Raw genomic sequence first — 24,584 nt, 5'->3', positions numbered from 1 at the left:
TACTTTTAGATAAGGAGTGTGAATCTAGTGGAATTAAAAAGACAACAACCGATCGTTGAAGCATATCATTTCGATATGAAACCGAAAGACAAAGAAATGGAAACTAAATTGAATGTCGGCTTTGCGCCGTTAAAAGTCAAAGATGAAGAATATATGGAAAAAAACAGTATTATTGGCGCCCGGCTAGAATTTCAATTAGTGTTCCCTGATTATGTTTTGTCAGGACGTGTCGGACAAGTCAATCATATTTTGAATCGCAAAGTCAATTCTGGAGAGGATTTGACGAAAGCCGAAACTGACCGCTTGGTTGAGCCCTTGTTTGATATAGTCAAACGCTTGACTTATGAAGTGACAGAGATCGTGACCGACAAACCAGGTTTACAATTGAACTTTAATACCAATTCGAACGCTGCGCAAGAAGCGAAGGAAGAAGACAAATAACCAGAAATAGGAGGGATGCCCATTGTTTTCCAATCAAATGCAAGTGATGCTCTACGTTGATGATGTGACGAAAGCAGTTGAGTTTTGGCAAGAACTAGGGTTTGCGATCATTGAACAACAAACCGTTGATGGAACATCCGTTGTCGAAATCGCGCCATCAAAAGAGGCAGAGGCTCATTTTGTCTTATATGACCGTGAGTTCATCGAAACGCACTCACCTGAAGTCGCATTAAATTCCCCATCGATCATGTTTTTTGCTGAGGATATTACAGCTCTCTATAAAAAACTTTTAGAGATGGAAGCAGAAGTCGGCGAATTGATTCAGATGGAAGAACAGCTGGTTTTCAATTTTGCCGATCCGGATGGCAATTATTTTGCTGTTTCAGGAAAATAGGTTTTACCGATCGTAATCAATCATTCGTCTTTATGAACCCGACTCTATGCTGTCGAACCGTTCAAGACGAATGATTGTTTTTTGATTTTAATGCAAGACATTTTGCAGCCAAAGGGCTAAAATTGATAATAAGAGACTCAATTGCCTTTAAGGAGGGAATGACTATGCAAAACTATCTTTATGCAATCAGTGATATTCATGGAATGGCCGATCTTTTTAAAAGTCTTCTTGCGGAATATGATCCGAAAATCCATCAGTTGCTTTTGATTGGTGATTTAAATGACCGAGGGCCAATGTCCAAAGAGTGTTTATTGCTTGGAAAGAAATTAGTCGAAGAACATCAAGCGATTTATTTACGTGGCAATCACGAAGAGTATTTTCTGCAATTTCTAAATGCCCCTGAGGATTGGTTCGCCGCCTACGTACGCAATGGTGGCAAAGAAACGATTGAAAGTCTTTTGCATATAGGCGCCACTGAGGAGTATTCGCCGACGGAAATCGCCTTAATGATTCGAAGTAGGTATGGAGACTTAATAGAGTTTTTAATGGAGCGACCACTTTATTACGAGTGGGGAAAGTACCTCTTTGTCCATGCGGGCGTGGATTTAAGTAAAAAAGATTGGCGGAAGACCACCGACCACGATTTTATCTGGATTCGCGAACCTTTTCATAAAGGGAAAAACCGTACAGGAAAAACGATCGTTTTTGGCCATACCATCACGCCAATGCTGCATGGAGATATGCAGACAACAGATCTTTGGCAACAAGACGACAAGATCGGCATCGATGGCGGGGCAGTATTTGGTGGATCGGTGCATGGCGTGATTTTTGATGACAAAGGGGTCCTTCAAGATATCGAATATCAAAATTTAGCAGGACCTTGGCAACCAGACTTTTAAAAGTCTTTTCTAAAAAGAGAAAAGCAGCCATTACAAGAGCCCCGAAGCAATGTTCCTTTCGTGCCTTCTTGTTTCCTCAATGGCTGACTTTTTTATGTTAAAATAGCAAAAGCAACAAAGGAAAGGTGAGAACGAATGGCAGAAATGAATCAAGAGGTACTTGATTTAGTGAAACAAGAACTAACCTCTTTTACCCAAAAACAAATCAGTACGGTGTTACAGTTGTTGCAAGAAGGAAATACCGTTCCGTTTATTGCCCGCTATCGTAAAGAAATGACGAATGGACTTGACGAAGTTCAGATTCGAGAAATCGAAGAGCGGTATCAGTACTTAGAAAACCTAGAGAAACGCAAGCAAGAAGTTTTGCGCTTGATAGAAGAACAAGAAAAGCTAACGCCTGAACTATCACAGGCGATTTTAGCTGCGACAAAAATGCAGGCCGTCGAAGACCTGTATCGTCCGTATAAACAAAAACGACGCACCAAAGCGACGATCGCCAAAGAAAATGGCTTGGAACCATTTGCTCAGTGGCTGTTAAGCGTCTCAAAAATAGGTGACGTACAAGAAAAAGCGACCGAATTTATGAGTGATGCTGTTCCTACTGTAGAAGATGTCTTGGCTGGCGCCCATGAGATCATTGCAGAAGGCGTTGGTGATACTGCAGAATTTCGAAGTTGGATTCGGAGCTATTATTCTAACAAAGGACTGTATAAGAGCACGGTCAAAAATGCTGAAAAAGATGAAAAAGGCGTTTATGAAATGTATTACGATTTCCAACATCCTATCAATAAGATGGTTTCCCACCGGGTTTTAGCCACCAATCGTGGAGAAAAAGAAGACATTTTGAAGGTAACGCTTGTGGCAGATGAAGAAAAAATCATGGAGTACCTACGTCGGAAATTGATCACAAATAGTGATTCACCCGCAGCCAGTTTTGTCCAAACTGCTGCTGCTGACGCCTTGAAACGTTTTATCTTACCAGCGATCGAACGAGAGATCCGCAATGAGTTGACAGAAAAAGCCGACGAACAAGCAATTGCGATTTTTGGAGAAAATCTTCGCAATCTGCTGCTGCAGCCTCCGTTGAAGGGGAAAGTCGTTTTAGGGTTTGATCCAGCGTATCGAACGGGCTGTAAATTGGCCGTCGTTGATGAGACAGGAAAAGTATTAGCGATCGAAGTGATCTATCCCCATAAACCGGCGCCGATGAATAAACGAGAAGCGGCTGGACCAGCGTTTCGTCGCTTATTGCAAACCTATAAAGTTGAAATGGTCGCAATCGGTAATGGGACGGCGAGTCGAGAGTCAGAGCAATTCGTCGCTGAACAATTAAAATTGATCGATCAAGAGGTATATTATGTGATCGTGAATGAGGCAGGCGCTTCTGTTTATTCGGCCAGTCCGATCGCCCGGCAAGAATTCCCTGATCTGCAAGTGGAAGAACGCAGTGCCATCAGTATTGGTCGCCGTCTGCAAGATCCGCTGGCAGAATTAGTCAAAATTGATCCACAATCGGTGGGCGTCGGGCAATATCAGCATGACGTCTCACAAAAACGCTTAGCCGAACAATTGGATTTTGTCGTTGAAACAGTCGTCAACCAAGTAGGCGTTGATGTCAATACCGCAAGTGCGGCACTCTTACAGCACGTGGCTGGTCTAAATAAAACGACCGCTCAAAATATTGTGACTTATCGAGAAGAAAAGGGGGTATTTACGCAGCGCAATCAACTGAAAAAAGTCCCTCGCTTAGGGCCAAAGGCCTATGAACAGGCGATCGGTTTTATGCGGATTCCTGGCGGAAAAGTCATTTTGGACAATACCGGGATTCATCCAGAAAGTTATGACACTGCCAAAGAAATTTTGGCGCTCGCGGATATTTCTCTAGCGGGGCTTGGGAAAGAACAATCGGAAGAAAATAAAGTGAAGTTGGCGCAAATGCGTCCAGCAGAACTTTCTGCTAAATTGTCTGTCGGGAAAGAAACCATCACAGATATCTTAAAAGCGTTAATGCAGCCAGGACGTGATATGCGGGATGAAATGCCAGCCCCATTATTGCGCAAAGATGTGTTGAGTATGGAGGATCTAAAACCGGGAATGGAATTGAAAGGAACTGTTCGAAATGTGATCGACTTTGGTGCTTTCGTCGATATCGGTGTCAAACAAGATGGACTGGTTCATTTGTCGAAGCTGAGCCGTTCGTTTGTAAAACATCCGAAAGACGTTGTTTCCGTTGGTGACGTCGTAACCGTTTGGATCGAGCAAGTAGATGTCAAAAAAGGCCGTATCAGTTTAACAATGGTCGATCCAGGAAATGCTAAATGACCCAACAAGAATTGCAGCGTTTGGTGGAAGAGCTTTCGCTGTCTGTTTTCAATAAACCATTTACGCATCGAGCGGTATTTAATTCTCGCTTAAAAACAACCGGTGGCCGTTACCATCTAAGTGATCACCACTTGGATTTCAATCCAGTGATGCTTACTGAACACGGGATGGAGGTTTTTATCGGCATTATCAAGCATGAATTATGTCACTATCATTTGCATTTAGCAGGTCTTGGTCATCGTCACCAAGATCCTGCTTTTAAAGCATTGCTGGCAAAAACGGGAGGCCTACGGTATGCACCTCCTGCCATAAGAACAGCTAAGCATTGCTATCGATGTCAAAATTGTGGCTGCGAGATTCGGCGGCAGCGGCGTGTGGATATCAAAAAATTTGTTTGTGGAAAATGTCGCGGACGTTTGCTAGAAATAGGAAATGATGAGAAAAGTCAAGTCGAAAAATAAAACTCGTTGCTATTTTTTTCATTTTGTATGATAATGTAGGTCGTGTGACAACCTGATATTTGTCAATACACGCGTTTTTTTACGACGCGGATTTGAGAAAAGAGGATTATAATAATGGAAAATCAAAACAAAATACATCATTTTGTTGGAATCAAAGGTTCCGGTATGAGTTCATTGGCTTTGATTCTGCACGAAAAAGGCTACCAAGTACAAGGCTCTGATGTGGAAGAATATTTCTTCACTCAACGTGATCTAGAAAAAGCAGCAATCAAATTGTTGCCTTTCGATAAAGCAAACATTCAACCAGAAATGGTCATTATCCAAGGGAATGCTTTCCCTGACACCCACGAAGAAATCATACGGGCCAAAGAACTTGGTTTAGAAGTCACTCGTTATCATGACTTTATTGGCCAATTCATTCAGCCCTATACGAGTATTGCTGTGACTGGTTCTCACGGAAAAACCAGTACGACAGGATTGCTTTCTCATGTTTTAAGCGGCATCCGGCCAACAAGTTTCTTGATTGGCGATGGTACCGGTCATGGAGAGCCCGATGCGGAATTCTTCTCGTTTGAAGCTTGTGAATACCGCCGTCATTTCTTAGCTTATTCACCGGACTATGCAATTATGACCAACATCGATTTTGATCATCCGGACTATTTCCACTCGATTGACGATGTCTTCTCAGCCTTTCAATCGATGGCAAGTCAAGTAAAAAAAGGCATTTTTGCTTTTGGTGATGACGAGTACCTGCGTAAACTTGAAGCAGATGTCCCGATCTACTATTACGGCGTCAACGATAACGACGATGTTCAAGCAAAAAACATTGAACGCACCACCCAAGGTTCAGAGTTCGACGTCTTTATCCATGGTGAAAATATTGGCCATTTTGTCTTGCCAGCGTTTGGTCAACACAACATCAACAACGCACTCAGTGTGATCGCTGTGGCTTACAAAGAAGGATTGGACATGAAAGAAGTTGCCGCTGAGATGCTCTCATTCCCTGGAGTGAAACGTCGCTTCAGCGAAAAAATCGTAGCGGATATGACGATCGTAGACGATTACGCCCATCATCCTGCAGAAATCAAAGCAACGATTGATGGCGCTCGTCAAAAATATCCGGATAAAGAGATTATTGCTGTCTTCCAACCTCATACCTTTACCCGTACGATCGCTTTAATGGATGAATTTGCGGAAGCGTTAGATCTTGCAGACCATGTGTATCTATGTGACATTTTTGGATCTGCCCGTGAATCTCGAGGGGATGTTAAGATTGAAGATCTGGGCAATAAAATTCAAAGAGGCGGAACTGTGATCAAAGAAGAGAACGTTTCTCCGCTACTAGATCATCAAAATGCTGTCGTGATTTTCATGGGAGCAGGAGATGTGCAAAAATTTGAAACAGCCTATGAAAAACTACTAAGCAATACAACTCGTAACGTATTGTAATCAAAGACTCTTGTGGCGTGTTTGCTGCAAGAGTTTTTTACATCTGAATTTTTTGCAAAAGCAGCACCGCGAACTTGCACTTTTGTCGGCATCTGATAGAATATACTCAGATGAAACTATTCTTTTTGGAGGAATTAAATTTTGAATATAGGAAAACCGCGAAAAATAGGGAAAAGTATTGAAGATATCGAGGAAGGCGATTCGTTATCCTTAACAGAATCGATCGAAGACAATCAACTGTTGTTATATTTAGGGCTTACTAATGATGCAAACCCTTTGTATATTCAACATGACTACACGCAAAATACTGAGTATCAGCGTCCAATCGTCCCATCCATCATGTTGATGGGGATCATCACCAGTGCCGTATCGAAACATTTGCCTGGTCCTGGCTCTCATGTAGTCAATTTTTCGGTGAACTTTATTGAACCTGTATATCATTATGAAACATTGACCTTTGAATTCGAAGTGATCAAAGTGGATAAAATGAAAGACGTGGTAACTATTTCGGTTGAAGCGATCAACACAGAAGATCATCGTATTTTAGATGCTGTGGTCATGGTCCAGCCGCCAAAAGCAGTAGTAGTAAATGAGGAGGAACAACAAGATGAATAATTTAAACAATGAAACCGTCCAAGCCCAAGGCTTAAATCGCTTTTATTCAAAAGTGTATTTATTCTTCGGCGTTGGGCTTGCGATCAGTGCGATTTCAGCCTATATTTTTGGGGAAGTCTTCCAAGCGCAAACCCTGCAATTTATCAACAATTTTCCGCTAGGATTTACCGGTCTTTGGATCTTACAGATCATTTTAGTCATTGTATTAGGTGTGAAGGCGCAGAAAAATCCATCCTTGACCGTTGCTGGCTTTTTAGTCTATTCGCTCTTGAATGGATTGACCTTGTCTGTGACATTGATGATCTATGACTTTGGATCGATCGTGGGAGCATTTGTTTCAGCAGCCGTCACTTTTGGTGTCATGTCAGCATTTGGGATCATGACCAAACGTGATCTAAGTGTGGTTGGTCGTATCGGCTATGGTCTGTTGATCGGGATCATCATCTCAACGCTCTTGAATGTATTTATTTTACGCAGTCAACCGGTTGACTTTTTCTTATCGATCGTGACCGTCTTTGTCTTTATGGGAATCACCGCTTATGACAATCAGCAAATCCGCAATGTATACTTCGCAACGAATGGTGGCGCAAATACTGGAGTGGCCGTTTTCATGGCACTACAACTGTATTTAGATTTTATCAACTTATTCCTTGCGTTATTGCGTATCTTTGGAAAAAACAACTAAAAAAAGTGCGAGGAAACTCGCCTTTTTTTTTGTATAAAATGAGAGAGAAAACAAAGCAATTCATCGCTTTTGTGCCCGTTCTTTGATAGAATAAAGAAGAACTTTTTGAGAAAAGGAGTAATCAAATGCCAAAAAATAAATTACTACTCGTTGATGGGAATAGTGTGGCTTTTCGCGCGTTTTTTGCGTTGCATAATTCATTAGAACGGTTTAAAAATGCCAATGGGCTGCACACAAATGCCATCTATGCGTTTCATACTATGTTTGAAAATGTGATGGCAAAAGAACAGCCAACACATGTTTTAGTGGCTTTTGATGCTGGAAAAACCACCTTCAGGACAGCGATGTATGAAGATTATAAAGGTGGACGTTCAAAAACCCCTGGGGAATTTAAAGAACAAATGCCTTACATTCGCGAATTGATCAACGCGTTAGGTGTTCAATACTACGAATTAGATAACTATGAAGCCGATGATATCATTGGCACATTGGCAAATAAAGTCGATAAAGAGCTATTTGATGTCGTCGTTTTATCTGGCGATCGCGATTTGACCCAGCTGGCAACGGAGCACGTGAAAGTTGACATTACGGTCAAAGGCGTTAGCGAAATTGAAAGTTATACGCCCGCTCATGTGGCTGAAAAATATGACGGCCTAACGCCCTTACAAATCATCGACATGAAAGGACTAGCTGGCGATGCTTCCGATAATATTCCCGGCGTCACCAAAATTGGTGAGAAGACAGCCATTAAGCTTTTAAAGGAATATGGCTCCGTTGAGGGAATCTATGAACACATCGATGAAATGAAAAAAAGCAAGATGAAAGAAAACTTGATCAATGACCGTGAGATCGCCTTTCTTTCAAAACAATTAGCAACCATCGATGTGGATGCGCCCATTGAGGTCGATGTCGACAAACTGAAATATGAAGGCAAAGATTTAGAGAAATTGGTGCCATTCTACCAAGAAATGAACTTTAATAGCTTCTTAGATAAGCTGCAGATTACAGCTGAACCAGTTGAGATGGAAGACATTTTGTTTTCGGTCGTTGAAGAAGTAACGGAAGATATGTTCCAGGGAGACACAGCATTGTATGTCGAGATGATGGGGGATAACTATCATTTGGAAGACATTGTCGGTGTTGCTTGGGGCAATCAAGAAAAAATTTATGTCAGCAATCGTGAAGAATTGTTTGAAAGTCCGGCCTTTACCGATTGGTTAAAAGACGAGAAACGTAAAAAATTCGTCTATGATGCCAAACGCACGTACGTGGCGTTAAACCGGTACACGACAGCACCAAAGGGAATCGCTTTTGATGTTTTATTGGCAGCTTATCTTTTAGACACGAATGATACGAATAATGACATCGCAGGTGTTGCCGCTCACTATGGCTATGATGCGATCCAATCGGATGAAGCGATTTATGGAAAAGGAGCGAAAAAAGGGCTGCCGGCGGATGAGGAAGACTTCTTTGCTCATTTAGCCCGTAAAGTAGCGGCGATTACAAACCTAACACCAAAACTTACGGAAGAATTGGCAGCGAAAAATCAAACAGCGCTCTTTGAAGAAATGGAACTGCCTTTATCAATGATTTTAGCTGAGATGGAGATTACCGGCATCAAAGTTGATGCGTCTCGCTTGCATCAGATGAAGGGCGAATTTGCACAACGGTTGCATGAAATTGAAGAAAAAATCTACGCCGAAGCTGGAGAAACCTTCAACTTAAACTCGCCGAAACAACTGGGTGTGATTTTATTTGAAAAAATGGGCTTACCAGTTATCAAAAAAACCAAAACTGGCTATTCGACCGCAGTCGATGTGTTAGAACAACTAAAAGAGCAAGCACCAATCGTTGAAGACATTTTGACTTATCGTCAAATCGCTAAGATCCAATCAACCTATGTAGAAGGCTTATTAAAAGTGATCCAAGGAGATGGCAAAGTCCATACGCGATATGTACAAACCTTGACCCAAACTGGTCGTTTAAGTTCTGTCGATCCAAACTTACAAAACATTCCGATTCGTTTAGAAGAAGGTCGAAAGATCCGCGAAGCCTTTGTGCCACGAGAAGCTGATTGGGTTATCTATTCTTCTGACTACTCTCAAATCGAATTGCGGGTGTTGGCACATATTTCAGATGATACCCATTTGAAAGAAGCCTTTATCGAAGGTCAAGATATCCATTCAAGCACAGCGATGCGAGTCTTTGGTATCGAAAAAGCAGAAGATGTGACACCAAATATGCGTCGTCAAGCCAAAGCGGTCAACTTCGGTATCGTTTATGGGATTTCTGATTATGGATTATCACAGAATCTAGGAATCACCAGAAAAGCCGCCCAACAATACATCGATACGTATTTTGAAAAATATCCTGGTGTGAAAACGTATATGGAGGATGTGGTTCGTGAGGCGAAGGACAAAGGGTACGTTGAAACCTTGTATCATCGCCGTCGTTACCTACCTGATATCAATTCTCGCAATTTCAATATTCGAACTTTTGCCGAAAGAACCGCCATCAATACACCGATTCAAGGCAGTGCGGCGGATATCTTAAAAATTGCCATGATCGATTTGGCGAAACGTTTGAAAGAAGAAAAATTAGCAGCAACGATGCTGCTGCAAGTACACGATGAACTAGTCTTTGAAGTACCTGAATCTGAATTGCCTCGTCTTGACGCTTTAGTGAAAGAAGTGATGGAGCAAGCCGTTGCATTGCATGTCCCTTTACTGACAGACAGCAATTGGGGCAAAACATGGTACGATGCAAAATAAATGAGGTGAACAGAGGTGCCGGAATTACCAGAAGTTGAAACGGTCCGTAAAGGACTTGAAAAACTTGTTTTGAATAAAACGATCGAATCGGTCGAGATCCTGTGGCCGCGAATCATTGAAAGTCCTGAAGTACCGATCTTTTCGGCGCTTTTGAAAGGGCAACGTTTTGAAAAATTTGAACGACGTGGAAAATTTTTGATTTTTAAATTGACAGATTATGATCTGATCTCTCATCTACGAATGGAAGGCAAGTACGAGTATTTTGAGTCAGACCCGATTGTCGATAAACATACACATGTCATTTTCCATTTTACGGATGGCAGTCAGTTAAATTACCATGATGTAAGAAAATTTGGACGTATGACCTTAGTGGATAAAGACCAAAGCGCAGCCTATAAAGGCATCATGCAATTAGGTCCTGAGCCTAAGCCTGAATTGTTTTTATTAGAGGCATTTGAACAAGGATTGAAGCGTTCGAAAAAAGCCATCAAACCGTTATTGCTTGACCAAAAGCTCGTTACTGGTTTGGGCAATATTTATGTAGATGAGGCGCTGTGGCAAGCAAAAATCCATCCAGAGCAACCAGCGGATTCATTAATGCCAACTGAAGTAGATGTGCTGCATAAAGCAATCATCGATGTCTTAGAACGAGCTGTTGAAGCAGGCGGAACTACCATTCGGACCTATCTCAATGCACTAGGAGAAGCCGGGAAATTCCAAATGTCATTAAATGTCTATGGCCAGACAGGCAATCCTTGTGGCCGATGTGGCACACCAATCGTCAAGATCAAAGTTGCCCAACGGGGGACGCATTTTTGTCCTCAGTGTCAAAAACTGCATGTGAGGTCCAACAAATGAGTTTTGTTTTAGGCGTCACTGGGGGAATCGCCACTGGAAAAAGTACTGCAGTCGCGCATTTTCGATCACTGGGTTTACCGATTATTGATGCCGATATCATCGCAAGAGAAGTCGTTGAACCGAATACGGAGGGCTTGCAGGCGGTGACGCAAGCCTTTGGTCCGCAGATTTTGACAGATGATGGGCACCTAGATCGACAAACCCTCGGTGCTTTGATTTTTAACGATCCAGAAAAACGCCGCATGCTGAATCAGACGTTATCTCCTTTTATTCGACAAGAGATTTTGTCTCAGATCGAAGAAAAAAAACAGGAAGTGCCCTTGTTGATCGTTGACATTCCTTTGCTTTATGAAGCCGACTACGACCAATACATGGATCAAACCGCAGTCGTTTATGTGCCAGAAGCGCTTCAAAAAGAGCGGTTGAAGGCACGTAATCAACTGAGTGAGCAAGAAGCGCAACAACGAATCGACAGTCAGCTTTCCATTGAGAAAAAGAAACAACGGGCAGATATTGTCTTTGATAATCAAGGAACGATCGCCCAACTCAATCAGCAGATCGATGATTGGTTAGCATCCTTAAACAAATAGATAAGACAGCAGGTTCCCTTCAGTAAAAGGGAACCTGCTATTTTATCTTTCAATAGCAAACCTAGCCCTATCATTTCCAAAAACAACTGGCGCTGAAACATGTCGGAAACTGTTTGGTTTGGAAAGTAAGACGATCGTGTATGAATGGTTAAATATCAAAGTACCAGCCCTGATTTATTTTGGGGTCACGATCACGCGATTGCTGGAAAAGGGGTGAAGAATGATCGGCTGATCATAAAAAGAGGTGAGAACCTCCTCAGTAAAAATCGTCTCTCGTTGACCAGCGGCGTGGACTTTGCCGTTTTTTAACATCAGCAAATGAGTGAAAATCGGTAGTAGCTCTTCCGTATGATGGGTAACGTAAAGAAGAGTCGGCGTATTCGGCAGATGTGAAAAAGCCTCCAGACGGGTTAGCAGTTCTTCTCGCGCAAATAGATCAAGGCCCGTACAAGGTTCGTCCAAAATCAGGATCTCTGGTTGTGCCATCATGGCCCGTGCGATCATGACAAATTGTTTTTCCCCTTGAGAAAGGACGTGATAGGAACGATTGATCAAATGCGACAAACCTAAGTCAGTCAAAAGCGCTTTTGCTTGGATCAGCTGCTCTTCTTCATAGGACTCATAAAGACCAATACTGGAATAAAGCCCCGAAAGAACGATCTCTTCGGCAAGATCGCGACCATAAAACTTGCTTTGCAGCGCTGAACTGACCCAACCAATGCGCCGTTGAAGATCGGGCACAGACGTTTTTCCGTAACGCTCACCTAAGACCGTTCGTTGACCAGAAGAAGGCCATAAACTTCCCGTGATCATTTGGAGTAATAAACTTTTGCCAGCACCATTCAGACCTAAAATCACCCAATGCTCATTTTTTTTCACTTGCCAATTGATCGCTTTTAATAAATAGTTCTTGTCGCGAACGAATGAAACCTGTTGGAAATCGAGGATTGTCATCTATTGTCGAACCTTAAACAGGTTCTTCACCTCCAGTTGTAAGAATATTCAGAAAATAATCGCTCATATTATAGCATAAAGAAAAACATTTTGCTGACTGTTTGGTATCGCATTCATATCTTTTGTCAGAATTCAGAATGCTTGTTATGATGAAACTATACAGGAGGGATGATAACTATGGGTACTTTTAAAGACGAAAAAGATGTGATCGTTGGCAAGGCTAAAGAAAAAATCGGTGAGTGGACCAATAATGAAGAACTTGCCCATTCTGGGAAAGAACAAGCACACGAAGGTCAGATCAAGAAAGAGCACGATCAAAAAAGAGTCAATGAATTAGAAGATCAAAATGACGAGCGCGATGCCCGCAATGATCGAACTACCCCAGAAAATGTCAGCAGTGAAGAATTGTTGCGAGCTGAAAATCCTGATGCCAATAAAATTTCTTCTGCCGATCGTCGAGATGCAGACCAGCTGAAGCATTATACTGGAATTGAAGATAAATTATAACTGAACACGGATGCCTTCGTCTTCTAGACGAGGCATTTTTTTGTTAACCAGAGTGGATGAAGAGTCAAGAGACTACTGCTCAGTTGACAATTGCTCAACATCTCATTATAATCCATTAAGATCGCATAGAGAGAAGCAAAGAAATTGGGAGGTGGTCATCAAATGCTTATTTATGCATTGTGTACGACTGTCAAGAAAGTAGAACAGCCGCAATAGGAAACGGAAAATTAGAAAGAAGGCTTTTTTATGATCGAACCTTACCAATTTCATTCAATTAAATATCAAGTATACCAATTAGTTCGAACCTATCAATCGGTGAATGATCCTCGAACGATCAAAACGGTTGAAACGATGACCAAAGACGCCATAGAACATTTTTTTCCTGAAGAAGAAACAGCACCACGTGAAATTTTAGCTGCTTTCTTTCAACAGGGGATGACGATCAGTCGCAGCAATGAGCTGTTATCAGAACTCAAAGAGTACGTCCGACCCTTTCAGCTGCCGACAACAAAACAAATTGAAAAAATGTTTCGGAAAGTAAAAAAACTGAAAATACCTGATTTTGCTTCCGTTGATTTAAAAGAGACCACTTATCTTGCTTGGGATGATATCGGTAGTCAAAGCAAGTTTATGATCATAGCCACTGAGCAGGGATTTACAGGACTTCACGGTCATGTGTCAACCGAGGTCAAAAAAGGGATCTGTCCCTTGTGCCAGCATGAAGGAAATGTGTCGATGTTTCTTTCTTTGACCAAGAGCAACGGCGATGGAACATATACGAAACGCGGGAATTATATTTGCCGTGATAGCCAAAGGTGCAATCAGCAGTTGGAACAGCCAGCAAATTTGCATGATTTTGTTTCTTTGCTGCAAATGAAAGATAAATAACGAAATGAAACGGCAGAAATCTTTCTGCCGTTTTTTCTCATTGAAAAAAACAACAGTTATAGCATTATTTAAATTTTGTATTAAATGAACAGAATAAACCACTTTGGCTATTGTACCAATGGATTTCATGTTATAATTAATCATAGAAACCGATGACTTTACGTGAAAACGTAAGTGCATAAGAGAGAAAATGAGGTGGAACTATGCAATGTCCAAAATGTCATCATAACAATTCGAGGGTAGTTGATAGTCGACAAGCCGATGATGGACGTGTGATTCGCCGTCGTCGTGAGTGCGAAAATTGCGGCTATCGCTTTACAACATTTGAACGTATTGAAGAGGCACCCTTGCTTGTGATCAAGAAAAATGGTGCCCGTGAAGAATTCAACCGAGAAAAAATTTTACGGGGCTTGATTCGTTCTGCTGAAAAACGACCAGTGACAATGGATCAGATGGAAACAATCGTCGATCATGTGGAAAGTCGTGTCCGTGCTCTTGGTGAAAATGAAATATCTACGACACAAATTGGTGAGTATGTGATGGAAGATCTAGTTGATTTAGACGAGATCGCTTATATCCGTTTTGCCAGTGTATACCGCCAGTTTAAAGACATGTCAGTTTTCTTAAAAGAACTACAAGACATCGTCGAAAAAGCGAAAGAACCACAAGAATAGAGGGGGACAACAAGTGGGCAATAGTTTACCGAATCAATCGTACAAAGTGTTCAAAAGCCGTCCACTTACAACGGAAGGGAAAGACGCCCTCATTTATTTGTATCAACCAATTATTGAAAGTGATGCTTTAGCGTTGTATTTGACACTAGCAAGCGATGTCCAAGCCCAAAGCATTTCTGGCGAGGAGTCGATGACGACCGTGCATCTAGATATCTTGAATGCCATGAATGTCGGAATGTCTCGCTTCATAAAAGCCAAGCAAAACCTAGAAGGTATCGGCTTGCTGAAATCATATGAAAAAGCAGATTTGCAAAACGGATCCTCCTATCTGTATTGGCTGCAAGAACCGGTTCATCCGGCAGCGTTTTTTCAAGATGAATTGTATACCTATCTTTTGTTGGAAAGAGTCGGGGAGCGTAAATTTAATCAGCTGGTCAAGCTGTATCAACCAAAGAAATGTTCTTTAACCGATTATCAGGAAGTGACCCAATCCTTCTCAGTTGCCTATGGGTTAAATACTGCTCGTTTCGCCTCTCATGAAGAAACGTTACAGGCAGTCAGTAATTCTTTTCAAGAATCCAATGCAAACTTGGTGCTTGACGAAAAGCAATTGGATTGGGACTTTCTTTTATATGAAGCGCAACGTCGGTATATCCGTGCCGCTAATTTCACGCCGAGTTTTCGACAAAAGTTAGTTCTATATCATTCCTTATATGGCTATGATGTGTTGGAATTGTTGGATTTGATGGCGGACAATGTTTCTTTGACAACAGGAGAGGTCGATCAGAAGAAGCTGGAACAAGCGATCATGAAAAAATCGCGGCAGACCTTCACGAAAACATCGAAAAGAGAAGATCCTCAAGCAGAAAGCCAGTTGCGGCGCTTCAATACATTGAAGCAGAATGGTTTTTCAGAAAATGATGTATTATTGATTCAAGAAAGTGAAAATAATGCGCCGATCGCCTTTCTAAAAGCGATCAAAGCGGAGAAAAACAGTTTTATGACCGATTCAGAACAATGGTTGATCAAAAGCCTTGTCGAACGATCACCATTGCCGAATAGTGTGATCAATGTTCTGGTTCATTACGTTTTAGTAGTCCAAAACAATGCCGCTTTATCCGGAAATTATGTAAATAATATTGCCGCCCAGTGGTCAGAATTAAAAATCGGTACGGCAGAAGATGCGATCAAGCATGTTCGGAGCCTTGTTCGAAGTGCCAAGGAAAAACGCAGCCGACCACAAACAAGCGGCAAAAAAATCATTCGCGAAGAAAAGCTGCCTTCTTGGGCTGAAAAACCAGTGGAAGAGACAGCATTAACGCCAGAGCGACAAGCAGAATTAGATAAAAAACTGCAAAACTACTTGCATAAGAAAGCTGGTGACAAGTAATGGAAGATGTTGGAAAAAACTTAGGGAAATTATTGGATAAACGCAATTACCGTGATCAGTTTTCATCAATGATGGCAGAAGTTTTGCAAGATCCTGATGTCAAAGCGTTTATTGCCGAAAATGAAGAAGCATTGACCGAAGCGGATATTCAAAAAAGCTATGCGAAACTGTATGAGTTCGTTCAAGAAAAGCGGAAATTCCGCATCAATGATCCATCCATGATCGCACCGGGCTATGAACCACGCTTAGCGTTAAATTTTCATTTTATTGATGTCACCTATGTGCCAACCAAAGAGTTACTGGCTTACCAGAAACAAGAAGAGATCCGCAGTCGCATCAAAGCGATGGATATGCCTAAAGATATTCAAGAAGCGAGCTTTGCAGATTATCAGCAAACGCCTGGACGAATGGAGGCTATCGCAGCCGCCGTTGATTTTATTAGTGAGTTGACAGCGAATCCGCAAGAATTTCATAAAGGCCTTTACTTTGTAGGAAGTTTTGGGATTGGCAAGACTTACCTGCTTGGAGCAATCGCCAGAGATTTAGCAGAGGCGGGGTATACAACGACACTTGTCCACTTTCCAACATTTGCGGTAGAGATGAAACAAGCAATCGGCAAAGATCAAGTGGGGGACAAGCTGAATGCAGTGAAAAAAGCCCCAATTTTGATGATGGATGATATCGGTGCTGATGCGATGAGCAGCTGGATTCGCGACGAAGTCTTCGGTGTCATATTGCAATACCGCATGCAAGAACAACTGCCGACCTTTTTTACTTCGAATTTTACTATGCATGAGTTGGAACAGCATCTTTCGGTGACGCAACGAGGTGAATCCGAACCATTAAAAGCCAAGCGCATTATGGAACGTATCCGTTATTTGACACAAGAAATTCAAATGACTGGTAAAAACCGACGAAATGATGGCCAATAACTGACTATTACTGGAGGAAGAAGATGATGACAAAACAGGTAATAATAGGATTATCCTTTGCAGCAATGCTGCTTTTAACAGCTTGCGGCAATCAGGGAAACAGCGCTGCAAATGGGGAGACTGGAACTTCTGAAACTAGCGAGCAGACCAGTTCCGTATCAAATAGTACATCAGAAACGGAAACAGCCGCAATTTTTACTGGTGTTATCCAAGAAGATGCGATAGCAGGATCGGATGATACCTTTTCACTCTTTTTGAAAGAGGTGGCGGCAGTGGAAGATGACGATCAAGTCGTCCAAAGTTTTCAAAATGATGGGGTCATCCTACATGTCCCAGTCGAGGCTTATTCAGGAGATCTGGAGGAATTGACGGAAGGTGCTACCGTCCAGGTGACGTTGCAAGGCATACCGATCATGACGATGTCGATCCCGCCGCAAATTCCGGGCAACTCGATCCAAAAGGTTGAATTAGTGGAAGATTAATGCAATGTGCGCCTTGGCAATGGCACCACAGTCAAGACGCACATTTTTTTCTATTTTTGGAAAGCGTGATATACTACGAGAGAAGGAGTGACAATATGAACGAACATGCATTATCGGATCGTTTGGCTTGTGTGGGCGCACAAATTCCCGACCAAGCACGTTTCGCCGACATCGGTTCCGACCATGCTTACTTGCCTGTTGCATTGATGCTGCAGAACAAAATCTCTTATGCTGTAGCTGGAGAAGTTGTTCAAGGACCTTATGATTCTGCCAGCAAACAAGTGCGTAAGAACGGGTTAGCTGATAAAATCGTGGTTCGCTTGGCAGATGGACTGGACGCGATTCAACCTGAAGACAACATCGACACCGTTGTCATTGCTGGAATGGGCGGCACACTGATACGTTCGATTTTAGAAGAAGGTAGCCGGAAAAATCGCTTAGCGGGAGTCAAACGCTTGGTCTTACAACCGAATGTTGGGGAACGGACTTTGCGAGAATGGCTCGTTAGCAACAACTTTATAATCATTCATGAAGTACTTTTAGAAGAAAACGACAAAAACTATGAAATTATCGTTGCGGAAACTGGAAAAACGACGTATACGTCCCAGCAATTATTTTTTGGTCCTTTTTTATTAAAAGAAAAAAATCCAGTTTTCCTTAAAAAATGGCAACATGAATTAAAGCAACGACAACGCGTCATTAAAGAGTTAGAGAAAGCCAAAGAACCACCTGCTGAAAAAATCAATGAATTAAAGGATCAGATCGAATGGATCAAGGAGGTGTTGGCATGATTTCTGGTCAAGAATTTATCAAACGCTTTGAAGCATACTGCCCTTTATGGTTGGCAGAAGAAGGCGATCCTGTTGGTCTACATGTTGGCACATTAAACAAACCGCTCGAGCGAGTCATGATGACTCTTGATGTACGTCCAGAAGTGGTTGCAGAAGCCATCGAGAAAAAGATCGACTTGATCATTGCCAAACACCCACCGATCTTTCGGCCTTTGAACCGCTTACTGACAGATGATCCACAACAAAAGATGCTAATGGATCTCGTCAAGCATGATATTGCCGTTTACGCCGCCCACACCAATATGGATATTATTGAAGATGGTTTGAACGATTGGTTTTGTGAACTATTAGAAGTTGAACCCGACACGTATTTGAAGCAAACCCATCAAGTAAAAATGAAGAAGCTAGCTGTTTTTACCCCTGTTGAATCGGCACCAGCGTTACGAAAGGCATTAGGTAAAGCAGGTGCTGGTCAGCAAGGCAATTACCAAAATACCAGCTATTCCTTGATTGGCACCGGTCGCTTTACGCCACAGCAAGCGGCACATCCTGCCATTGGTGAGATCGGAAAAGAAGAACAGGTGCAAGAAGCGAAGACCGAAGTCATTTTTCCAGAAACGATCGAGAAAAAGGTGCTTTCGGCAATGATCGCTGCTCATCCTTACGAAGAGCCAGCTTATGATCTGTATGCCTTAGACAATTTGCCGAAAACCTATGGAATCGGACGGGTTGGCAACCTCGCTGAGCCTCTTTCCCTTGATGAGTTTGTCGAACGTGTCAAAGAGCGCTTTGGTTTGACTGCTTTACGCCTCGTCAGCTTTCCTGGTGCACCTGAAAAAATTCAGCGAATCGCCATTTGCGGCGGCAGTGGCCAATCGTTTTATTCGGATGCCTTACGCCATCAAGCGGATGTGTACATCACTGGCGATATCAGTTACCATTTCGCCCATGACATGCAAGCCAATGGGTTGATTGGGATCGATCCAGGGCACAACATCGAAAAGGAATGTATTCCTCGTTTTATTGAGAAATTCAACCAGTGGAAAGCAGAAGAGAACTGGGCTGTGACCTTTGTTCCTTCCACCACTTCAACAAATCCATTTGACTATAGATAGGAGAATCTTTTATGTACGAAAATTTATTGCCTCGCTTTTTGAATTATGTAAAAACAGAAACTCGCTCTGATGCGACAAGCACGACAACACCTTCTACCCAAACCCAGGTCGCGTTTGCCAAAGAACTGCAAAAAGAACTTGAAGAATTAGGATTAAGCGATGTTCATTACAATGAATCAAATGGTTTTGTGATCGCAACATTACCAAGTAACGTGGATCATGACGTACGCTCCATCGGTTTTATCGCCCATATGGATACCGCCGATTTTAATGCAGAGAATGTTGATCCGCAGATCATCGAAAATTACGATGGCGAATCAACCATTAAATTAGATAAAGAAGGAAAATACACATTAAACACAAAAGATTTTCCGAATTTAAAAAATTATGCTGGGGAAACCTTGATCACTACTGATGGTACTACTTTATTAGGTTCTGATGATAAGTCAGGTATTGCAGAAATCATGACAGCCATGGAAATTTTACTTAAAAACCCAACGATCAAACATGGGGAAATCAAAGTCGCATTTGGCCCTGATGAAGAAATTGGGGTTGGTGCAGATAAATTCGATGTTGAAGATTTCAATGTTGATTTTGCGTATACAATGGATGGCGGTCCAGTAGGAGAATTGCAATACGAGACCTTTAATGCGGCGCAAGCTGAAATTACGATCCAAGGAAAAAATGTCCACCCAGGAACTGCTAAAGACACCATGATCAACGCTTTGCAACTAGCAGTCGATTTTCAAAATGCGCTACCGGCTGATGAAGTTCCTGAGAAAACCGAAGGGACAGAAGGATTCTTCCATTTGATGAGTCTCAGCGGCTCAGTAGAAGAAGCGAAAATGGCATACATTATTCGAGACCATGACCGGACCCGTTTTGAAGAAAGAAAAGCACAATTACTAGCGGTTCAAGAAAGCTTGAATGCCCGCTTTGATGAACCGAGAGTACACGTTCATCTATATGATCAATACTACAACATGAAAGAAATCATCGAAAAAGATATGAGTATCATTGATCTAGCAAAAGATGCGATGGAAGCAGTGGGAATCACTCCGATCACAGAACCTGTTCGTGGTGGAACCGATGGCTCGAAAATCTCCTATTTAGGGATTCCAACACCGAATATCTTTGCTGGTGGAGAAAATATGCACGGACGTTATGAGTTCGTCTCACTACAATCAATGATGAAAGCGACCGATGTGATTGTGAAAATCGCCGAACTGAATGCTCAAGCATAAACGTTGATTTTTGATTTGTTGGAATAAATGAAAAACTCTTGGGCTGGGAACTCTTCACGCAGGTCTTGCGTAAGACCCGGCCTTTTTAGGATGTGAATAGGATGAAAATTCTCGTTTTATACAATGATACAGCGGGGAAAAGTGAAGCAAAAGAAACAGCAGAAAAATTCCAAGCCTATGTGAAAGAACAAGGCGAAGAGCATCAAGCGTTCTTGCAGGCCTCAAATCCAGACGTGGATCCCAAAGACGTTCGAGAGGCTGCCGAAAAACACGCAGTCGATACGATTGTGATCATTGGTGGAGATGGGACGATCCATCATGGATTGCAAACCTTTAAAGAAAAGTTAGATGAGTTGAAGGTCGGCATCATTCCTGGTGGAACCGTAAATAATTTTGCCAGAATGTTGGGGATACCGGTGAAGCCCGAAGAGGCCTTCGAGACGATCTTAACGGGGGTTGAGCGATCGATCGACTACGGGACGGTCAATGATCAAGTCATGATCTCGACCATGACCATTGGTCTTCTGGCAGATACCGCCGCAGCCACTTCCCAAGAAGAAAAACAGCAATATGGGCCGTTAGCGTTTATGAAACGGTTCATTCATCTGTTAATCAAAAAGAAACAATACAAATTAGAAGTCATTGCTGACGAACGGAAATGGCAGGGGAAAACTCAATTACTGACGATCGTCATGTCGAATTCAGCAGGTGGGTTTAAGAACTTCGATGAAGAAGCAAAGCCTGATGACGGATTGTTTCATATCATTCTTTTGCCAAAACTGAATATTTTACGATTTATTTTGTATTTACCAAGAATTATTCGTGGTAGAATTGCCAAAGTACCAAGTGTTGAATATTTCACTGCCGCAAAGGTCTCAATAAAGGCCAAAGAAAAAACGGTTCATACTCGAACCGATGGCGACCCAACGGATGATCTACCGATTGAGATGAAAGTTATCAAACATGGTTTGACGATGCTGGTACCTGAAGAAGCACAAGAATCAAAATAATGATCCCTACGATCAATCATATGGAGGAAATGGATGAATGCACTGATTTACAATCCATTGTGGTTTTATTTAATTGCAGTCAATCTTTATCTTTTCTGTCTGATGGGGTATGATAAATATCAGGCAGTGAAACAAGGTTGGCGGGTTCCCGAAGCAAATCTCCTTTTTATGGGGGCGATTGGCGGAGGATTAGGCGGTTTAATTGCGCAACGCGTATTTCGCCACAAAACAAGAAAGAAGAAGTTTCACCTCTTTTTTGCTTTTGGCACCGTTTTTGCTATCCTGCTGATGGTCTTTTTTGCATAAATTCGGTATAACAAGCAAGGAGTTAATATGAAAACTAAAGTGAAGTTCGCCCTTAATTTACTTTTACTAGTAGGGATTCTGGGTGTGATGTATTTTTTTGTCCGTAACTCGATGATGGATATTTTGGCGGGGCTAAGAGAGACCAGCTTTCTCGTCGTCTTACTGGTTATGGGGCTTGGCACATTGTACCTAGTGATTGAAGGACGAACAGTCAAAGAGATTGCCGTGACTTTCCAACCGGAATTCACAACCAAGGCGGGGTTTCTGACCGTCTGTTACAGTGGTTTTTATCGGATTGTGACGTTTGGGGCAGGCACCTTAATCTCAGAGGTGAATTTTTACCGTAAAAATGGCTTGCAGTTGTCACAGGGCGTTGGGGTCACCACCTTACACATGGTGATGTATAAGTTCGCCATATTGACTTATGCAATCGCTGGGTTGATCATTCAATTTTCGCTATTCTATGACAATGCACCCAATATGATTTGGGTAATTTTAGCGGGGATCGTACTCGTTTTTTTGATCATTGCCGCTTTGTTAGCACTTTCGGTCAGCATCAACATTCAAGTCTTTTTCGTGATCGTCAGCAATAAGCTGTTCAAAAGTGCGACATTAAGAGGAATCGTTGACAAATGCAACACCCAAATTTATTCTTTACGAGAAACAGTCAATGCGATCATTACCGACCGCACCGCTTTCTTGCGTATCTATTTGTGGAATCTTTTGAAGATGCTGCCTTGGTATGTGATTCCTTATGTGATTCTTGTTGTGCAGCATCCAGAGATCGATTTCTTGTTGACGTTATCCTTCATCAGTTTTGCCGTCGTCTTGTCCGGGGTGATTCCAACACCGGCAGGGATCGGATCATTTGAATTTATTTATATGCTGCTTTTTGGTCCATTAGTTGGCACGGTCGATGCTGCGTCTTCCATGCTACTGTACCGTTTAGCAACATTCATTTGGCCCTTCATAATTGGTTTTGCTTATGTAATGAAAGAAAAACGCAAAGATATTAGCCAAGAGTTGACTGAATTAAGAAAAGAAAAAGTGGAAAGTTAAAAACACGCTTATCTTCGAATAGAGGATAAGCGTGTTTTTTTAGTCTTTCAAATCAATGATCCGATCAACAAAGGATTCATAAAACTCGCCTTCATGGGAAACGATCAAAACTGTTCCAGGAAAGGCCGCTAGGGTTTCTTCCAAATTGTTTTTCGTATCTTGATCGATATGGTTGGTCGGTTCATCAAGAATCAAGAAGTTACTTTTGATCAACATCATTTCGGCTAGTTTGACTTTTGTCTGTTCACCACCACTTAATAGCTTCAATTCTTCCTGGGCTAATTGGCTAGGTAAACCTGCCCGAGAAAGTTGCCGTCGCAATTCTTTGTTGGTGGCCTTCGGAAAAAGATCCTCAAGGTATTGAAGAGGGGTCTGCAATGGATATTCCCAGTCAAGGTCTTGAGAAAAGTAATTGAATTTTGTATGCTGTGGGTAAGAAACGGCCCCTTCAATTGCTGGGATCACACCAAGAATCGTTTTGATCAATGTTGATTTACCGATCCCATTAAATCCCCGTATAGCAATTTTTTCGCCATAGCGGATCGTTAGGTTGATCGGGGAGAGTAAGGGCTTTTGGTCGTATCCAATGACTAGATTGGTGGTTTCCAAGGCCAAGGTGGTAACGATTGGTGCCAAATCAAATCCTAAATGGGGTTTAGGGACATCTTGCGGTGGGGTCAAACGATCAATTTTTGCCAACTGCTTTTCACGACTCTTTGCCATCGTTGAACGAGAACCAGCTTTGTATTTACGAATATAGCTTTCGGTTTTCTTGATATGCTCTTGTTGTGCTTCGTATTGCTTCATATAGCTTTCATTTTGCAGCGTTTTTAGTTTTAATGCTTTGTCTAAATTCCCCGTATACTTAGAAAGCTTGCCAAATTCGATATCAATGATATGGGTCGTGATTTCGTTAAGGAATTGACGATCATGAGAAACGACTAAATAGGTACCAGTAAAGTCCTGTAAAAACTCAACTAGCCATTTGATGTGCTCATCATCTAAGTGGTTGGTCGGTTCATCTAAAATCAGCATGTCGGGTTTTTCTAGCAGCATTTTTGCCAAGATCAGTTTTGAGCGTTGACCACCACTTAAAGAAGCGAGGGGGGTATCCATTCCGAGAACCGAAATACCTAACCCTTCTGTTAGATCATCGATCAATGTATCCATTTGGTAGAAATTTCCTTGATCCAATTGATTTTGCAATTCGCCCGCTTTTTCTAAAAGCTTATCGTCGAGGCTTTCGCCATAAGAAGTATAAAGATCGGCAATCTGTTGCTCTTTTTCGAAGTCTTCTGCAAAGGCAGAGCGCAAAAAATCACGGATCGATTGCGTTTCATCAACATTGACGTATTGATCCAAATAGCCCATTTTCAAATTTTTCGGAAATTGGACGAAGCCATCATCGGGGAGAATTTCTCCTGTAATGATTTTGATTAAAGTACTTTTGCCAGCGCCGTTCCGTCCAATCAAACCGACTTTTTCACCACGGTTGATTTGAACGGAAACGTCTTCGTAAAGCAATTTGTCGCCAAATTGTTGGCTAATATTCGTTAATGTTAACATCATTTCCTCCATATAAAAAAGCTGTAAACAGTAGACGTTACAGCTAAGTAGATAATCTTACTGAATAAAAATCGCCAAAAAGCGATCAAAACGATCAGGAAAATCGATTGTTCCTGACCAATCAGGACCTAGCATACCATTGCTGCTTCCCATCTGTCAATTTTCATGAAAGAATACTGAA

General features: G+C 42.0%; 25 protein-coding genes. 23 read left to right on the top strand and 2 right to left on the bottom strand.

The genetic code is table 11. From position 1 onward, the window contains the following. The first annotated feature begins 27 nt into the window (after window positions 1-27). The 11 genes from IGI94_RS08590 (at window position 28) to coaE (ending at window position 11,485) form a co-directional block, all read left to right on the top strand. Window positions 28-441, top strand: coding sequence for a DUF1149 family protein (locus IGI94_RS08590; protein WP_042890719.1), 414 nt, complete (start codon window positions 28-30; stop codon window positions 439-441). 22 nt (window positions 442-463) lie between these two features. Next, a complete protein-coding gene (locus tag IGI94_RS08585; RefSeq protein ID WP_042890720.1) occupies window positions 464-835 on the top strand; it encodes a VOC family protein in 372 nt (123 codons plus the stop codon). A 164-nt stretch (window positions 836-999) separates the two neighbouring features. Next, window positions 1,000-1,734: a metallophosphoesterase family protein gene (locus IGI94_RS08580; protein WP_194188481.1), complete on the top strand. Its 735-nt coding sequence runs from the start codon at window positions 1,000-1,002 to the stop codon at window positions 1,732-1,734. Between the two features lie 135 nt (window positions 1,735-1,869). After that, window positions 1,870-4,056 (top strand): Tex family protein, encoded by a 2,187-nt coding sequence (locus IGI94_RS08575; RefSeq protein WP_438899632.1) that lies wholly within the window; start codon window positions 1,870-1,872, stop codon window positions 4,054-4,056. Continuing rightward, a complete protein-coding gene (locus tag IGI94_RS08570) occupies window positions 4,053-4,517 on the top strand; it encodes a SprT family protein (protein WP_005235765.1) in 465 nt (154 codons plus the stop codon). The genes IGI94_RS08575 and IGI94_RS08570 overlap by 4 nt, the downstream gene beginning before the upstream one ends. Window positions 4,518-4,631: 114 nt before the next feature. Beyond that, the gene (gene murC / locus IGI94_RS08565) at window positions 4,632-5,966 is read left to right on the top strand and encodes a UDP-N-acetylmuramate--L-alanine ligase (RefSeq protein ID WP_005235767.1); all 1,335 of its coding nucleotides are present in this window, start codon (window positions 4,632-4,634) and stop codon (window positions 5,964-5,966) included. Between the two features lie 141 nt (window positions 5,967-6,107). Then, a complete protein-coding gene (locus tag IGI94_RS08560; RefSeq protein ID WP_438899631.1) occupies window positions 6,108-6,581 on the top strand; it encodes a MaoC family dehydratase in 474 nt (157 codons plus the stop codon). Further along, window positions 6,574-7,266 (top strand): Bax inhibitor-1/YccA family protein, encoded by a 693-nt coding sequence (locus tag IGI94_RS08555; protein ID WP_016620070.1) that lies wholly within the window; start codon window positions 6,574-6,576, stop codon window positions 7,264-7,266. The genes IGI94_RS08560 and IGI94_RS08555 overlap by 8 nt, the downstream gene beginning before the upstream one ends. 125 nt (window positions 7,267-7,391) lie before the next feature. Next, window positions 7,392-10,037 (top strand): DNA polymerase I, encoded by a 2,646-nt coding sequence (gene polA / locus IGI94_RS08550; protein WP_086299407.1) that lies wholly within the window; start codon window positions 7,392-7,394, stop codon window positions 10,035-10,037. Window positions 10,038-10,052: 15 nt separating this feature from the next. Further along, window positions 10,053-10,895, top strand: coding sequence for a DNA-formamidopyrimidine glycosylase (mutM, locus tag IGI94_RS08545; RefSeq protein WP_016611848.1), 843 nt, complete (start codon window positions 10,053-10,055; stop codon window positions 10,893-10,895). After that, window positions 10,892-11,485 (top strand): dephospho-CoA kinase, encoded by a 594-nt coding sequence (gene coaE, locus IGI94_RS08540; RefSeq protein WP_438899630.1) that lies wholly within the window; start codon window positions 10,892-10,894, stop codon window positions 11,483-11,485. The genes mutM and coaE overlap by 4 nt, the downstream gene beginning before the upstream one ends. A 174-nt stretch (window positions 11,486-11,659) precedes the next feature. Here the strand turns inward: coaE and IGI94_RS08535 are convergent, their stop codons facing one another. Further along, window positions 11,660-12,439, bottom strand: a complete 780-nt coding sequence (locus IGI94_RS08535; RefSeq protein WP_086332401.1) for an ABC transporter ATP-binding protein — start codon at window positions 12,437-12,439, stop codon at window positions 11,660-11,662. Between the two features lie 177 nt (window positions 12,440-12,616). Here IGI94_RS08535 and IGI94_RS08530 point away from each other — a divergent pair, with 177 nt between their 5' ends. The 12 genes from IGI94_RS08530 (at window position 12,617) to IGI94_RS08475 (ending at window position 22,837) form a co-directional block, all read left to right on the top strand. Next, window positions 12,617-12,946 carry a hypothetical protein gene (locus IGI94_RS08530; protein ID WP_008380072.1) on the top strand — a complete coding sequence of 110 codons (330 nt, stop codon included), beginning with the start codon at window positions 12,617-12,619 and terminating at the stop codon, window positions 12,944-12,946. A gap of 246 nt (window positions 12,947-13,192) precedes the next feature. After that, window positions 13,193-13,834 (top strand): FusB/FusC family EF-G-binding protein, encoded by a 642-nt coding sequence (locus tag IGI94_RS08525; protein WP_438899629.1) that lies wholly within the window; start codon window positions 13,193-13,195, stop codon window positions 13,832-13,834. 203 nt (window positions 13,835-14,037) lie between these two features. Next, window positions 14,038-14,508, top strand: coding sequence for a transcriptional regulator NrdR (gene nrdR / locus IGI94_RS08520; protein WP_005226004.1), 471 nt, complete (start codon window positions 14,038-14,040; stop codon window positions 14,506-14,508). A 13-nt stretch (window positions 14,509-14,521) separates the two neighbouring features. Further along, window positions 14,522-15,898: a replication initiation and membrane attachment family protein gene (locus tag IGI94_RS08515; protein ID WP_016611843.1), complete on the top strand. Its 1,377-nt coding sequence runs from the start codon at window positions 14,522-14,524 to the stop codon at window positions 15,896-15,898. Further along, on the top strand, window positions 15,898-16,830 hold the full coding sequence (dnaI, locus tag IGI94_RS08510) for a primosomal protein DnaI (RefSeq protein WP_016611842.1): 933 nt from the start codon (window positions 15,898-15,900) through the stop codon (window positions 16,828-16,830). The genes IGI94_RS08515 and dnaI overlap by 1 nt, the downstream gene beginning before the upstream one ends. 23 nt (window positions 16,831-16,853) lie before the next feature. Beyond that, window positions 16,854-17,312 (top strand): hypothetical protein, encoded by a 459-nt coding sequence (locus tag IGI94_RS08505; RefSeq protein ID WP_016620078.1) that lies wholly within the window; start codon window positions 16,854-16,856, stop codon window positions 17,310-17,312. 95 nt (window positions 17,313-17,407) lie between these two features. Then, a complete protein-coding gene (locus IGI94_RS08500; RefSeq protein ID WP_034872664.1) occupies window positions 17,408-18,103 on the top strand; it encodes a tRNA (adenine(22)-N(1))-methyltransferase in 696 nt (231 codons plus the stop codon). Continuing rightward, window positions 18,100-19,218 (top strand): Nif3-like dinuclear metal center hexameric protein, encoded by a 1,119-nt coding sequence (locus tag IGI94_RS08495; protein ID WP_438899628.1) that lies wholly within the window; start codon window positions 18,100-18,102, stop codon window positions 19,216-19,218. Before IGI94_RS08500 ends, IGI94_RS08495 begins: the two co-directional genes overlap by 4 nt. An 11-nt stretch (window positions 19,219-19,229) precedes the next feature. Next, complete coding sequence (gene pepT / locus IGI94_RS08490) at window positions 19,230-20,462, top strand: peptidase T (RefSeq protein ID WP_301389208.1); 1,233 nt, start codon at window positions 19,230-19,232, stop codon at window positions 20,460-20,462. 101 nt (window positions 20,463-20,563) lie between these two features. Next, the gene (locus IGI94_RS08485) at window positions 20,564-21,472 is read left to right on the top strand and encodes a diacylglycerol/lipid kinase family protein (protein WP_008380060.1); all 909 of its coding nucleotides are present in this window, start codon (window positions 20,564-20,566) and stop codon (window positions 21,470-21,472) included. Between the two features lie 33 nt (window positions 21,473-21,505). Beyond that, entirely contained in the window at window positions 21,506-21,778 is a 273-nt protein-coding gene (locus tag IGI94_RS08480) for a DUF1294 domain-containing protein (protein WP_005235800.1), read from the top strand. A 27-nt stretch (window positions 21,779-21,805) separates the two neighbouring features. Continuing rightward, window positions 21,806-22,837 (top strand): lysylphosphatidylglycerol synthase transmembrane domain-containing protein, encoded by a 1,032-nt coding sequence (locus IGI94_RS08475; RefSeq protein WP_016620081.1) that lies wholly within the window; start codon window positions 21,806-21,808, stop codon window positions 22,835-22,837. Window positions 22,838-22,876: 39 nt separating this feature from the next. On the opposite strand, the gene IGI94_RS08470 is transcribed toward IGI94_RS08475, so the two are convergent. Next, window positions 22,877-24,403 carry an ABC-F family ATP-binding cassette domain-containing protein gene (locus IGI94_RS08470; RefSeq protein ID WP_438899627.1) on the bottom strand — a complete coding sequence of 509 codons (1,527 nt, stop codon included), beginning with the start codon at window positions 24,401-24,403 and terminating at the stop codon, window positions 22,877-22,879. Window positions 24,404-24,584 lie beyond the last annotated feature (181 nt).

The organism is Enterococcus sp. AZ149, assembly GCF_051714285.1.
GTDB lineage: Bacteria > Bacillota > Bacilli > Lactobacillales > Enterococcaceae > Enterococcus_D > Enterococcus_D entomosocium.
Note: the sequence above shows the minus strand (reverse complement) of the source record. Positions and strands in the feature narration are given on the sequence as shown.